We start from the raw sequence: 14,321 nt of genomic DNA, 5'->3' as shown, positions 1-14,321 counted from the left end.
ACGATGCGCGCGGCTCAGGCGCGATCGATCCACACCGTCTGCGCGTTGACGAACTCGCGGACACCGAAATACGACAACTCGCGGCCGAACCCGCTCTTCTTGACGCCGCCGATCGGCACCCGCGGGTCGGATACCGAGAAGCCATTGATGAACACCCCGCCGGTCTGCAGGCGTCGGGCCAGCTGCGTGGCGCGCGCCACATCGCCGCTCCACAGGTTGCCGCTGAGGCCGAACTCGCTCTGGTTGGCCAGTGCGACGGCGTGGTCGGCGTCGCGCGCGCGGGTGATCGGCGCCACCGGCCCGAACGTTTCGGTATCGAAGGCCTGCATGCCCGGCTCGACGCCGGCCAGCACGGTGGGCGCGTAGAAGCTGCCGGGCCGATCCAGCTGGTGCCCGCCGACCAGCAGTTGCGCACCGGCCGCCACCGAGGCCTGCACCTGCGCGTGCAACTGGTCGAGCAGGTCCTGGCGGGCGATCGGCCCAAGCCGGTTGGCCGGGTCACGTCCGTCACCCACGGTCAATGCCTTGACCTGCTCGCTGAACAACGCCACGAAGCGGTCATGGATGGCATCCTCGACGATGATGCGCTTGCCGGCGATGCACACCTGCCCGGCGTTCTGGAAGCGCGAGGTCACCGCCGCAGCAACCGCCTTCTCCAGGTCGGCGTCGGCCAGCACGATGAACGGGTCCGAGCCCCCCAGTTCCAGCACCACCTTCTTCAGCACCTGCCCGGCCTGGGCAGCGATGCTGCGCCCGGCCGCGACGCTGCCGGTCAACGTCACCGCGGCGATGCGGTCATCGGCGATGGCCTTGCTGGTCTGCTCCCGGTTGAGGTTGGCGCCGATGAAGGTGCCGTCCGGCAGCCCCGCCTCGCGCCAGGCGGCGTCAAGCAGCTTTGCGGTACCGACGATGTTCTCGGCGGGCTTGAGCAGGAAGCCATTGCCCGCCAGCAGGATCGGCACGGCGGCGCGCATCACCTGCCAGTACGGGAAGTTCCATGGCATCACGCCCAGCACCACGCCCAGCGGCAGGAACGACACGTACGCCTCACCGCTCAACACCTCGGCCGGCTCGTCCCTCAGCCATTGCGGGCCGTGGTCGGCGTACCACTCGCATTGCAGCGCGCATTTCTCGATCTCGGCAAGCGATTCGGCCAGGACCTTGCCCATCTCCGCGGTAGCCAACGCCGCCAACGGCTCGCGGTCACGGCGCAGGATCGCCGCCATGCGGCGCAGGGCCTCGGCCCGCTGCGCCGGTGTCTGCGCGCTCCAGGCCGCAAAGCCGGCACGGCTGCGGTCCAGCAGTTCGTCCAGTTCGGCATCGCTGATGAAGGGGTGGGTGGCGATCAGCTCGCCGGTGGCGGGGTCGCGGGAAATCGCGGCGGCGCCGCTTGCTACGGGGACGGCGGACATCAGGTTCTCCTGTCGTGTCGACAACGGACCAGCGGTCCGTTTCCTGGAACGCAATCTGGACCCTACCACCCACCGACAACAAGGCGTGTGACCATCCTAGGAGTGGCACTCCCCCTTTGTTGCAGCGCGGGTTCGTTCCGTTGTCGAAGGCTTGGGATTGTTGGGCGGCGGCTGCTTTCGCGCACGGAGGTGTTGCCGGCTTGGCGGCTGAAGCCGCTCCCATCGGGGCGCATCCAGCGCCGCGCGCAACGCCCCCTCCCTTTGGCAAAGCCAAGGGGAGGATTGGGGAGGGGTCGCGCTTCGCACGGGACGGAAACACCGCCGGCTTCGCGGCCGGAGCCGCACCTACCGGGGGCGCATCCAGCGCGCCGCGCAACGGCCCCCTCCCTATGGCGAAGCCAAGGGGAGGGTTGGCGGGGGGTCGTTCTTCACCTGGCACTGAAACGTCACCGGCCTCGCGACCGGAGCCGCGCCTGCATCCGGCACTCAGGTCCGCGGCAGGTAGGTCACCAATGACAGGTCGTGCCGGCTTTCCGGAATCAACGCCACGTACTGCAGGTCCAGCAGGCCGCGGGTGGGATGGCTCAGGCGCTTGGCGCCCTCATCGAAACGCCGCACATCGTGCTCGGGCCACCACGCCCGGAACTCGGCGCTGTGCGCGGCGATGTCCTCGGCCAGCGCCAGGAACGGCGCCTTGTCCTGCGCCTGCGCCATGGCCGCGCGGAAGCTGGCCAGCAGCCCGCGCGTCATCTCCTCCCAGTTCAGGATCAACTGCCGGTACGGCGGGTACAGGAACATCAACCGCAGCGTATTGCGCTCGTGTGGCGCCAGTTGCGCATAGTCCACGAACAGCTCGGCGATGGCCGGGTTCCACGCCAGGATGTCGAAGCGGGTATTGCGCACATAGGCCGGGATCGGCTGCATCGCCAACACCAGTTGGCGAAGCCCTTCGGTGACCGTTTCATCGGGCGATTCCAGCGGCACGCCGTAACCGGACAGTGCGAACGCGTAGGCACGCTCGTCGTCACTGAGCTGCAGTACCCGCGCCAGCCGCTCCAGCACCTCGGGCGAGGCCCGCACGTCGCGCCCCTGCTCGATCCAGGTGTACCAACTGACGCTGACGCCCACGGCGAGCGCCACTTCCTCGCGCTTGAGCCCGGGCGTGCGCCGGCGCCCCACCGGCAGCCCCAGCGTACCGGGATCCACGCGTGCCCGGCAGGCCTTCAGGAAGCCGCCAAGTTCCCTGCGTTCTTCTTCGCTGCGCATCATCGCCGTGCCCCACGGCCGGCGACGGCAAGGCGGGCCCCACGATGGGACCCGCCCACGGTCCGGACGGCGGCCGAGGCCGCCGCGGGAGCCGGATCAGGCATCGCTGCGCTTGGCACCGGCCTGCAGGCCGGACTTGAGGCTGGCCTCGATGAATTCATCCAGGTCGCCATCGAGCACCTTCTGGGTGTCGGTGCGCTCGATGCCGGTACGCAGGTCCTTGATACGGCTCTGGTCGAGCACGTAATTGCGGATCTGGCTGCCCCAGCCGATGTCCGACTTGGTGGCTTCCACCGCATCGCGCTCGGCGTTGCGCTTCTGCACTTCCAGCTCGTACAGGCGGGCGGCCAGCATCTTCATCGCGCGGTCGCGGTTGGCATGCTGGCTGCGTTCGGTCTGGCAAGCCACCACCACGCCGGTCGGGACGTGGGTGATACGCACCGCCGACTCGGTCTTGTTGACGTGCTGGCCACCGGCACCGGAGGAACGGTACACGTCGGTCTTCAGGTCGGCCGGGTTGATGTTCACTTCGATGCTGTCATCCACTTCCGGGGACACGAACACCGAGGTGAAGCTGGTGTGGCGGCGGTTGTCCGAGTCGAACGGCGACTTGCGCACCAGGCGATGCACGCCGGTCTCGGTCTTCAGCCAGCCGTAGGCGAAGTCGCCTTCCACGCGGAACGTGGCCGACTTGATGCCCGCCACTTCACCGCCGGACACTTCCAGCAGCTCGGCCTTCCAGCCGCGCGATTCGCACCAGCGCAGGTACATGCGCAGCATCATTTCCGCCCAGTCCTGGGCTTCGGTGCCGCCGGCACCGGCCTGGATGTCGACGAACGCGTTGCAGGCGTCCATCTCGCCGGAGAACATGCGCTGGAATTCCAGCTTCTCGATGTGGACCTGGTGCTTGTCCAGGTCGGCGACCACCGCCAGCGCGGTGTCCTCGTCCTGCTCGCTCTCGGCCAGCTCCAGCAGCTCGTTGGCCTCGGTCATGCCGTCCAGCACCACGGCGATGCCGCCGACGGTCTTGTCCAGCATCGAACGCTCCCGGCCCAGCGACTGGGCGTACTCGGGGTTGTTCCAGATGTCGGGGTTTTCGAGTTCGCGGGTTACTTCTTCAAGACGCTCTTTCTTGGCGTCGTAGTCAAAGATACCCCCTGAGCGAGACCACGCGATCGGTCAGATCGGCGATTCGCTGGCGGATGGGATTCAATTCGATCATGGTCGGTCGATGAAAAAGGCAGACAAGCCGGGAATTCTAGCATCCAAGCGGCCAGCCAGCCCTCCCCCGGCCCGCGTGAAGGATTCTCGCTGAATACACAACGCCGGACCCGTTAGAATCCCGTCCGACCCGCCCCCGCGGGGAACGGAAACCACCCTTACTTGAAGGACCCACGCTTGAACACACGTCATGCCCGCCTGTTCGCAGCGATCTCTATGACAGTTGCGCTTGCCGCCTGTCAAAAGCTGGGGGGCGTCGCCGGCGGCGACAGCAACCCCAAGCTGACCGTCGGCGAGAGCGTCGCCGGTGAGATCACCTCCCGCAGCACCCTGAACTACAACGACGGCAGCCGCCACCAGGCCTACACCGTCACCCTGAAGAACGGCGAGGCGGTGTCGCTGGAGCTGGGCGGCTCGCTCAACGGCCAGCTGGCCGTGTTCGACGGCCAGACCATGCTCGCCAACGCCAGCGGCAACTCGGACATGGAAGAAGGTGACTCCGGCAGCGCGGTCAACCTGGCCTTCCGCGCACCGAAGGACGGCACCTACCTGGTCGCGGTCAACAGCGCCGGCTCCAACAGCTTCGGCCCGTTCAAGCTCAAGAGCAGCAAGATCGTCCCCTACGACGGCAAGCCGCTGGGCGCGGGCAGCCAGGCCATCGACTGGCTGATGGACGACAAGCAGGAGTACAAGCTGCAGGTCGACAAGGCCGGCCTGTACTCGATCACCCTGGAATCGAGTGCCTTTGACGCCTACCTGCGCCTGAACGGTCGCAACGTCGAGCTGGAGGACGACGACAACGGCGGCCGCCTGAACGCCCGTATCCGCACCTTCCTGGAGCCCGGTGAGTACACCATCGATGCCTCCTCGGTGAACGGCAAGACCGGCTCGTTCAAGCTGAGCGTGGCCATGACCGCGACCGATGGCAACCTGGTCACCCGTGACGGTACCGCCCTGACCATCGGCCAGACCGCGCAGTCGATGATGGATTCGCGTGCCCGCCGCACCTTCGTGCTGACCGTGGACAAGCCGCGCCAGGTGCAGTTCGATGCCATCGCCGATGGCTTCGACTCGGTGCTGCACATCACCGGCCCCGGCGTGGACGAAGAGAACGATGACGGCGGCAACGGCACCAACGCGCGCCTGACCCTGAACCTGCGTCCGGGCCGTTATATCGTCGCGGTCACCAGCCTGGGCAGCCAGCAGGGCGTGTTCGAGCTGGAAACCACCGACCTGAGCGGTGACGCCATCGACGTGGCCGGCCCGAGCAACCGCAAGGATGCCGCCGAAGAGGCCGCCAGCGCCGCAGCCGATGCTGCCGCCGTCGCCGAGCCGGTCATCCAGTAACGCGCCGTGCCGCCGGGGTCCCTGCCCCGGCGGTCCCGCCCCATGGCCGCTGCCGGCGGCCATGGGCTGGAGGCCAGCCATTCCCCTGTTCCCCCCCTGTACCAATCCATAAGGAAATCGAAGTGAAGCGACTCACAGCAGGACTGCTGTCCCTCGCCATCGCGGCCGCCGTGAATTCCCCCGTTCAGGCCGCCGGTCCCGCCCGCTCCCTCACCCTCAACGGTGAAGCCGACGGCGAAATCACCTCCTCGACCCCGGTCAACTACAGCGACGGCACCCGCAGCCAGCTGTACACGCTGCAGCTGGCCGCCGGCCAGGCCGTCTCGCTGAAGCTGGATGGCCCGCTGAACGGCTCGCTGGCGGTGTTCCTGCGTGACAGCCTGATCAGCCGCACCGAAGCCGGCGAGAACGGCGGCACCACGCTGAGCATGCGCGCCGACAAGGCCGGCCAGTACCTGGTTGCCGTCAGCGGCTCGGATGCCCGTGCGTTCGGCCCGTACCAGCTGTCGGCCGAGCCGATCGCCACCTACGACGGCAAGCCGTTGACCGCCGGCCGCCGCATCACCGACTGGCTGCGCGGCGGCGACAAGACCTTCACCCTGGAAGTCGAACAGGCTGGCCTGTATACCATCGACCTGGAGTCGGACGAGTTCGACGCACGCCTGACCCTGAGCGGCAACGGCGTGAGCATGGAAGACGACGACGGCGGCAACCAGCTCAACTCGCGCCTGCTGGCGCCGTTGAAGCCCGGCACCTACACCCTGACCGCCGCCGGCTTCAGCGAAGCCTCCGGCGCGTTCTACCTGGGCGTGCAGCGCGCCGACATGCCCGAAGGCCTGGTCTTCGAGGACGGCAGCGCGTTGCCGGTGGACGGCTCGACCAGCAGTTTCGTCACCGGCGACGTCACCCGCAGCTTCGTGATGACCCTGCCGGAAACCCGCCGCGTCCAGTTCGATGCCACCAGCCGTGACTTCGACACCCTGCTGACCGTGCAGGGCGGCGACCTGGTGCTGAGCGACGACGACGGTGCCGGCAATGGCACCAACTCGCGCCTGACCCAGGTGCTCGATGCCGGCCAGTACAACGTCTCGGTGCGTTCGGTGAACGGCCGTGGCGGCGTGTTCCAGCTCGCCACCACCACCACCGCCGCACCGGAAGGCTCCGCCCGCCCGGAACTCAAGCTCGGCCGCGAAGTGCAGGGCCAGCTGCGCCCGGGCAACCGCGACCTGTACACGCTGGAGATCCCGCGCAAGGGTACCTACGTGATCAGCATGACCGGCATCGGTGGCCTGGACGGCATGCTCACGCTGATGCGCAACGGCGAGGAAGTCGCCCAGCAGGACGACAGCGACAGCAGCCTGGATCCGTCGCTGGAAGTGGAGCTGGACGCCGGCCGTTACGTGCTGCTCGCGCACAGCTACGACTCCAACGCCACCGGCGGTTACCGCCTGCTGGCACGCCGCAAGTAACCAGCGCGGCAGGATACGAACGGGGCCGGCATTGTCGGCCCCGTTCTTTTGTCGCCATCGGCGGTGCTCAGCGCACTTCGAACTCGCCCACCAGCACCGTGGATTCGGTTTCGCTCAACCGCATCGTCACCGCCTTGTCCTGCTGCCCCGGCGTGCCCCAATGCGTGCTCAGGCGCAGCATCAACGTCGCCCAACCGGTCACCAGCTGTTCGCGGCTGCCGAAGTAGTTGGCTTCAACCTTGTAGATGCCGGGCTTGGCATCGCGCAACGAGAACTGCTCGGGCCCGTAGCCCCCGGTGAAGTCCTGCGACATCTGCCCGCCCTGGCGGGTCAGGCGATTGCCGTAGTACGCGCGCTCGCCATTGGGGTCGGTCACCCACAGGTCCATGTCGCTGTTGTCGCTGTCCCAGGCCAGCACCACGCGCAGGTCCAGCGGCATCGCCTTGCGCAGGCGTGGGTCGATCATCTGCACGTCCAGCGGGGTGCGGCTTCGGGCGACCAGGTTGGTCAGCTCATCCAGCGCGATCAACGCCACGCCGTCGAAACGCGAGTCCCATTCGCGCTGCACCACCTCGTACAGCGGCTGCAATGCCGCCTGTGCCTGCCCACTGGCCTCCAGCGCCAGGCCGAGGTCGCGGAAGCTCTGCGGCTCGTCCTCGGCCATCACCCGCACCTGTTCAAACACCGGCACCGCCAATGCCGGCTCGCCGGCCTGCATCAGGCGGTAGCCCAGCACGCGCAGCAGGTGGCGGTTGTCCAGGTCCATCTCCGCCAGGTTGGACAGCACCCGCAGCGCCAGCGGCTTCTGCCCAGCGGCGAGCAGCAGGTCGGTCACGTCGAGGAAGAACGCACTGCTGTCGGCATTGGCGGCGCGTTCGGCCAGGTAGCGCGCGTACAGCGTGCTGGACGGCCCGTTGCGCAAGCGTTTGGCTGCTTCCGAATCCGGCACCCAGGCAGCCAGCCGGATCTCCAGCGCGCCGTCGTTGGCAGCTGCCTCGGCCGCCGGTGCCGCGTTGGCCGAGGCAGCGCTCACCACGACCCTGTCCAGGCTGGCGCCATCGGCGACTTCAGCGGCCAGGTCCGTCGGCGGTGAAGGCGGAGGCGGAGGCGGAGGCGGCAGCATTGAAGGCCTCGGGGGAGCCATGGCCGCCGCTGGCGCGGGGGCTTCGGCATACGCCACCCGCTGGCGCGCATCCGGTCCAGCCGCCTTCGGCGGGGCATCCTTCGGCCAACGCCGGTTCCACCATTGCTCGCGCTCCTTCCACTGCGCGGCGACCGCATCCAGGTGGGACCTGCGCGCGGCATCGCGGTCGGCCACCTGCCGGGCGAAACGTTGTTCGTACTCCGCCCGCATCGGTGCCGGGGGCCGGATCGCAAAGCGCAGGTAGTCTTCCAGGGAATCCAGCACGATCAGCGAGGTCCCCTCGCTCACCAACGAGAAAGCCTGGGACAAACGCTGCATCGCCTCACGGTTGCGGCGAGGATCCGTCCCCAGCTGCTGCAACCGCGCCTGCGCCCACAACCCGGCCAACAACGCTCCATCGGCCTTGTCCGTTGCCAGTGGCACGCTCTGCCAATCACCTTCACCCACCCGCAGCTTCAATGCCGGGGTGTCGTCATCGCTGCGCGCCAGGATCCACAACCACCCCTGGCCGATACTGCGACGGTCCAGCACCACTTCGCGCAGGCCCACCGGATCGGCCAGCGCCACGTCCACCGGCATGGACAACAGCTCAGCGGCAACCGCGGCGACATCATCGCCCTCCAGCAACAGCAGGCGACCACGATTGCCTTCGGCCCAGCCGCGCAGGCGAGCACTGTCGGTACGCGCGCCCGCGCTGCTGATCGCAAACAGGCGCTGGTTCGCGGACAGGCTGGGCTGGGCATCGCCGCCCCAATTCAACAACCCGTCACTGAACAACAGGTACTCCCCCACGCCCGGATCGGCGCGCCACCCCGCCAGCCCGCTGGCACCGTCCTGCGGCTCCTGTTCCAGCGTCTTGCGCAGCGCGCTCCAATCACCACCGCGAACCACGAAGCGGCGCGCGGGAGCGGCGGTATCACGCAGCACGGTCAACTGCACCTCGCCCTCACCCATGGCGGCGAAATACCGATCAAGCAGTGCGAACTCCCGCGCCCGGTCGCGATGCACCGCGGAGCCAGAGGCATCCCACAGCAGCCCGACATGGCCGGGCAGGCGGCGCGCACCCGGGCGCGCCACCGGCACTTGCGCCAGCAGGTACTGCTGGCCGTCGTACGCGGCCACCTGCATGCGTGCCGTCGCCTGCATCGGCAGCTGCCACTGCAGTTCGGCAGGCAGTTGCCGGCCACTGCCCTGCCAGGTCAGTTCACGGCCGTTGAAACGGAACCCATCGGTGCCGCCCTGCGGCACGGACGATGCCTGCAGGTGCAGGCGTACCTGCCCTGCCCCCACCGCGAACTGCAATGGCAGCCGCCATTGCCAGGCCTCACCACGTACCGGCATCGCATCCCGGAGCGTCAACTGCACGCGCCGGGTACCGCCGGCGGGCAGCGGATAGACCCGCAGCCGGAACTGGTTGCCGGCCGTCTGTTCCAGCAGGGCGGGGTCCACCTTCTGGCGGATCACCTGCTCGAACACCTGCCGGCCGCGTTCCTTCGGCACCGCCACCGCGGCCCGCAGGTCCCCGTCGATGTCCAGCGCAAAGCCGGTGACCTGCTGACCATCGGCCAGCGGGAACTGCAACTCCCCTTCCATCACCCGCCGGTTGGGGTTGCGGAACTCAAGCTCGATGCGGGTCTGCGTCACCCCGGCCTGCACTTCCCCCTCAATGCTCGCGCGCAGCAGCTGGATCGGCTGCTCGGCCTTGGCCACGCTGATCAGCGGCGGGGCACGCCACGCCTGCTGTGCTTCTGCAGGCCCAGCCAGCACGCCCAGCCACGCCACCCAACCCAAACACCATTGCCAAGATTTCGGGACCATCTCGATGCTCCATCCAGGGACCGGGAGATTGAACGAGCAGACACCAGCTTCGGGGTTACCCGCAGAAGGTAACCGTACGCGGGGATGAAATCCCAGCCCGGCGGCACTGCCGACGCGGACCGGCCAGTTGCCCTGCGCCCCGGAATCATGGGCGATGCAGGGACAGGCAAAAAAAGGGCTCCCGGGCGATTCCAACGCCCGGGAGCCCCTTCCACGCAGTCACGGCTCAGCGATGCAGCGCGTCGATGATCAGCCCCGTCGCGATCTCCACCAGCAGGTACTCGGTATCGGACTGACGCACCCAACGTTCCCCGCGGCCCGGATCACGCAGGTGGTAATGGTCGTAATCCTCCACCCAGTAGCGGCGGTCGACTTCCGCCCAGGCCAGGCGATCGCCACGACGCCATGCCTTCTTCTGCCAGCCCGGCGGCGGTGCATCACGGTTGTGCGGCCCGCCCGCGTGGGGTGGCGGGCCGTTGCCCCGCGCATGATGGGGCGGATCCGCCCAGGCAGGGGCAACAGCCAACACCCCCGCAGCGGTCAATGCCATGCCCAGCAAACGTCCAGCTTTCATGAGGAAACCTCCTGTCCAGGCCGCGGCACGCGGCGTCACGGCGCGGACTATAGATCAGCCCATGTGAACGATTCCCGGTGCTTGCCGGGACGGATTTCGCCGGCCAAACCCAGGCACGAAGGAGGGTGATCCGTGCCAGCATTCAGGCCCGTCCGCCCTCATCCCACTGGATAACATCCGTGCAGCAATCAGCCCGGATGGAACAGGTGCAGCGCGTAGAGGAAGAAGCCGGCACCCAGAACGCCATGCAGGGAAAGACCCCAGCGGCCTTGCATGAGCGTTGCCGGGTTCCTGTCCCGTACCAGGCATGCCAGCAAGGCGGAGTGCACCAGCAGTAGAGCAAGGGGCCAAAGTGACAGGTAGAGCAGAATGACGACGCCGTCGGGCCCGGAACCATCGCTTTGATGGACAGGCACATGCGTCACCGCAACGATCAACCAGGCGGCCGACACCAGCCCGCAACGGATTCGCGCAAATCGGATTGATATTCCAGGACGAGCAGGCGCATGCAGGCAGGATACTGCCACCGATACGCGAATCCCAGCGCGGCTTCGGCGTTGCGGATACAGGCATCTCAACGGGACATTCTGCTCCGCTGAAGCATCCTGAATGAGCCTGCAGCGTGGGCCGCAAGACCGGAGTCAGGGCAACCGGCAACGCTACTCCAGCGCGCCGCTAGCGGGCACGCCAACGACAACGCGTTGACGCGCTTATCGGCCCGCGGACCGCTCGCGCTTGCCGTCGTCGTGCGGCGCCGTTGCACGGCTTTGCGCGAACTCCGGGAAGGTTTCGGCCAGCGATGCCTTGTCCGGCAGGATGTAGAACACCCCGCCCCGCTCGAACGTCGTGCGGACGATCTGTTCGTAGAATTCGGGCGAGAGGTTGATGCAGCCGTGGGTGACCCGGTTGTCGTCCGGGGAAGGCGAAGCCAGACGCTCGGCGCGCCGTTCGGCCGGCACACCGGTGGCCGTGGGATGGATGGAAACCGCGGAGTCGTAGTCCACCCACAGGACTCGCCCGGCGTCGATCGACGGGCCGAAGCCACCCACAAAGCGACCGGCGGGCGTGGTGCGGTCCCGGCCCGGGATCTCACGAAGCGCGAGGCCGGCGACGCCGGGCGCGGTGTGATCGCCGGTCGCCGAACCGAACAGGGCGGGTGCTGCACCACGAAGACGGCCATCGCCGCCGAACACGAGGACCTGTGCAGCGGCCTTGTCCATGATCGCGAACGGATAGCCCTGGTTGTCCTTGCTGGCGACAACCCAGCCTGCGAGTTCAATCACCGTGTCGGACACAGCCTGGCCCGGCGGCAGCTGGTCGACCGCGGCAACCGGCGGTGCCACGTCATCCTTGGCGCTGGCCACGCCGATGCTCACGAACGCCAGCGCCATTGCCACGGAAATGGCTCGGATTGCGGGGTATGCGTGCGTACGGATACGGATGGGACGATTCCTTGGAATGAGGATTGCGCGATGAAAGGAAGCCAGTGGCCAGCAACGGCCACCGGATCCTGGATTCAGATGTTCGTCATGAATCGCGTGCGGAAAAATGGATCAGCCACGCGGCGTACGGCGCGGGGCCCTTTCGAGCTGCTGGACGCGGCCTTCGATTTGATCCAGCCGTTGGTTTGCCTGCTGCGCGGACTGATTGGCCGATTCGGCACTCTGCGCAGCGCCCTGCACCTTCGCATCAAGTTGGTCCAGGCGCGAGTTGATCCCTGCAAACTCCTCTTTGTAGGTTGCACAGGACGCAAGACTTCCGGCTACGAGAATCGCCACACCAAGCCTGCGTGCCATCACCAGCTGTTGTTTGGTCAGAAACATTCCACTCCCTCCTTCGTCTGGGGAGTCTGGAATATAGCGGCGTTCTTTGCGCAGCCCGCAACCTGCTTTCAGCTGACGTTGGCGTACATCGATGCGCCGTGAAAGTGCGTGAATCGGCAATGTTTTTGCTTGAAACCCTCATTCATCACGATAGATCGCAGCCGTTGAACGCGTATCGTCCGTCTGAAGGTGACTCGCGCATCCACCGAAAGTGAACCGGGCGCATGGATATTGCTGCCGCTGTGCATCGACTGGCCTTCGTGACTTCGTCGATTCATCCCCATTCATCACAACGAATCGTCACGCCTTGCGCGTGAGCGCCGTCGGCAGCACCGATGGTGTTGCCCCGCACAATGCCCCCTGCGGACGTTCGCAACGTCCGAGGTGAACCCGCCTTGGGGGAATGAACCGCCGCGTCTAGTAGAACTGGCACGCCCAGCGCCAGTCGCCGGACGGGGTGCGGAAGAAGTAGCCACGGCCGTTGTCGGCCCACATCCAGCCAACCTTCTCTTCCGAAGCGACCTGGAACACGTAGTCCTGCAGACCTACGCCATGCTGGATTTCCGTGGGATAGCCACCGAACTTGGTGCCTCCGTACCGCGAGAAGGCGTTGAAGAAGGCGTTGCTCGCCGCTTCGTCGTCATTCACCGGCCCCAGGTCGACCAACTCCCACGCATCTTCCCAGCCCGGCGCGTCATCGTCGACGCGATTCCAGGCAACGGGGAAAGGACGGAACGGCCCGCTATCGGCCTGGAGGGGGACCAGCCCCTCCAGGCGGGTGTACTCGCGGATGAGCCAGCCCTCCCCGTGCGGACGGTCAAACGGATACTCGTGCCGATTCAGGAACAGCACCAGCAGTGCGATGCCCGCAAGCGCCTCGGGGACCACCGGGAGCTCGGATACCCGTACCTGCAGGAGGGGGAACATCGGCTCGCCCTGCCATTGCGGAACCGTCTCGCCGGGCAAGCCGACCGCCCGGCAGAACCAGGAGGTGGTCGGATCTTCCGGGGGCCTGAAGCCACCGACCCGTGCGACTGCCGCAGGGCGGAGCCTGGACCGAAGGTCTTCGAGAACGTGTGCTGCGTGGGGCGTCATGGGCACGGCCAACCGTATTGATCTGGCCCCGGGAGGCCGGTGATGTGACGAGCCTCTGGCGCACCCGGAGTGCGCCTGCTCACGTGATGGGGCCTGATCCCAGGGACGCCTGGCCCGGCCAAGCCCGTGCACGCATCCATCGAGTGGCCCCGTTCCGGCGTCAGGACTCGCGCACCGTCACCGGTTCACCGGCCCGGCAACCCTGCGGCCGGCGCTTTTGCGCCCTCGCCCACTGTTTGCCGCACCGACGGCAGGTAACGACGGCTGCAGGGCACTACCTGCCCGTCGTCCATCTGCAGTTCCGCTTCGCCGCCGTCGAGTGATCTTATCGACACCAAGTGCTTGATCTGCACCATCCAGCTGCGGTGCACCCGGATGAAGCGTCCGCCAGCCAGGCGCTCCTCCAGGCCGGCCATGGTGATGCGCAGCGGATAGTCATGCCCCTTCACCCGCAGGTTGACGTAGTTGCCGGCGGCCTGTGCCCACTCGATGTCCTCGGTGGCGATCAGGAAGTCCCTGCCGAGCTTGCGTACCAGCAGCCGTTCCGGCCGCTCGATGGGCTCGACCGGTGGACCTTCGTCCGGCTCGGCCAGCAGTTGTGCCTCGCCCTGCAGCCGGCGCAGCAGGAAGCGATAGCCTTCGATGAAACCGACGATCACCACCAGCGTGCGGATGTCCTTGAGGTATTCATAGAGCAGTTCCTGGCCCCAGCTGTGGACCCGGTACTGCTCGCCCATCAGCCGGTAGACCAGCATGCGCAGGCCGAACATCGCCAGGACGTGCAGCAGCGACGCCGGCACGCTGGCCAACAGGTATCCCGGCAATCGTTGCCGCCAGTTGTCCCGATGCAGCGGGAAGCGCGAGGTCAACCAGACGATGGCCGGCACCAGCACGAACAGCCAGACCAGGCCACTGGAGAACTCCCAGACCCACGGTTCCCACGCCGCCATCGGCGGCCGGCCAGAGCGATTGGCATCCATCCATGTCGTGATCGCATTGCCGCTGCAGTTGAGCAGGACCACCAGCAACCAGAACACCACCTCCGCCCGGCGTCGCCATGGACGGAAGCGGGTGAAGGCATCGAGAGCAGGTCGTTGTTCCATCCGCGCATTCTAGGGGAGCTGGCGCGACACGCTGCCGCGGCTCGTCCCC

The 14,321-nt window shown here is 67.1% G+C and carries 12 protein-coding genes; 2 read left to right on the top strand and 10 right to left on the bottom strand.

Translation table 11 applies throughout. The features are described 5' to 3' along the window. Positions 1-14 precede the first annotated feature (14 nt). From VA603_RS04465 to prfB, 3 genes are all read right to left on the bottom strand, one after another. On the bottom strand, positions 15-1,412 hold the full coding sequence (locus tag VA603_RS04465) for an NAD-dependent succinate-semialdehyde dehydrogenase (RefSeq protein ID WP_323438035.1): 1,398 nt from the start codon (positions 1,410-1,412) through the stop codon (positions 15-17). Positions 1,413-1,898: 486 nt separating this feature from the next. Then, positions 1,899-2,681, bottom strand: coding sequence for a helix-turn-helix transcriptional regulator (locus VA603_RS04460; protein WP_323438034.1), 783 nt, complete (start codon positions 2,679-2,681; stop codon positions 1,899-1,901). Positions 2,682-2,774: 93 nt separating this feature from the next. Then, positions 2,775-3,900 (bottom strand): peptide chain release factor 2 gene (gene prfB / locus VA603_RS04455; protein WP_132863131.1). Its coding sequence is split into 2 segments (ribosomal slippage): positions 2,775-3,824 and positions 3,826-3,900, totalling 1,125 coding nucleotides; the frame shifts between segments, so codons are not numbered across the junction. 215 nt (positions 3,901-4,115) lie between these two features. Here prfB and VA603_RS04450 point away from each other — a divergent pair. Both VA603_RS04450 and VA603_RS04445 read left to right on the top strand, forming a co-directional pair. After that, on the top strand, positions 4,116-5,246 hold the full coding sequence (locus VA603_RS04450; protein WP_132863130.1) for a PPC domain-containing protein: 1,131 nt from the start codon (positions 4,116-4,118) through the stop codon (positions 5,244-5,246). Positions 5,247-5,416: 170 nt separating this feature from the next. After that, complete coding sequence (locus VA603_RS04445) at positions 5,417-6,715, top strand: ABC transporter substrate-binding protein (protein WP_192285908.1); 1,299 nt, start codon at positions 5,417-5,419, stop codon at positions 6,713-6,715. A gap of 67 nt (positions 6,716-6,782) precedes the next feature. Here the strand turns inward: VA603_RS04445 and VA603_RS04440 are convergent, their stop codons facing one another. The 7 genes from VA603_RS04440 to VA603_RS04410 all read right to left on the bottom strand — a co-directional run bounded on the left by VA603_RS04440 (position 6,783) and on the right by VA603_RS04410 (position 14,272). Next, a complete protein-coding gene (locus VA603_RS04440; RefSeq protein WP_323438033.1) occupies positions 6,783-9,677 on the bottom strand; it encodes a VIT domain-containing protein in 2,895 nt (964 codons plus the stop codon). 226 nt (positions 9,678-9,903) lie between these two features. After that, the gene (locus VA603_RS04435; RefSeq protein ID WP_132863127.1) at positions 9,904-10,251 is read right to left on the bottom strand and encodes an RcnB family protein; all 348 of its coding nucleotides are present in this window, start codon (positions 10,249-10,251) and stop codon (positions 9,904-9,906) included. A 188-nt stretch (positions 10,252-10,439) separates the two neighbouring features. After that, on the bottom strand, positions 10,440-10,703 hold the full coding sequence (locus VA603_RS04430; RefSeq protein ID WP_323438032.1) for a hypothetical protein: 264 nt from the start codon (positions 10,701-10,703) through the stop codon (positions 10,440-10,442). Between the two features lie 258 nt (positions 10,704-10,961). After that, positions 10,962-11,642, bottom strand: coding sequence for a L,D-transpeptidase (locus tag VA603_RS04425; RefSeq protein WP_132866074.1), 681 nt, complete (start codon positions 11,640-11,642; stop codon positions 10,962-10,964). Positions 11,643-11,804: 162 nt separating this feature from the next. Next, positions 11,805-12,074, bottom strand: a complete 270-nt coding sequence (locus VA603_RS04420) for a hypothetical protein (protein WP_132863125.1) — start codon at positions 12,072-12,074, stop codon at positions 11,805-11,807. A gap of 417 nt (positions 12,075-12,491) precedes the next feature. Continuing rightward, a complete protein-coding gene (locus tag VA603_RS04415; RefSeq protein ID WP_425603655.1) occupies positions 12,492-13,001 on the bottom strand; it encodes a DUF1963 domain-containing protein in 510 nt (169 codons plus the stop codon). Between the two features lie 353 nt (positions 13,002-13,354). Next, positions 13,355-14,272, bottom strand: coding sequence for a LytTR family DNA-binding domain-containing protein (locus tag VA603_RS04410; RefSeq protein WP_323438030.1), 918 nt, complete (start codon positions 14,270-14,272; stop codon positions 13,355-13,357). Positions 14,273-14,321: the final 49 nt, after the last annotated feature.

Source organism: Stenotrophomonas capsici, assembly GCF_034961085.1.
Lineage (GTDB): Bacteria > Pseudomonadota > Gammaproteobacteria > Xanthomonadales > Xanthomonadaceae > Stenotrophomonas > Stenotrophomonas capsici.
Note: the sequence above shows the minus strand (reverse complement) of the source record. Positions and strands in the feature narration are given on the sequence as shown.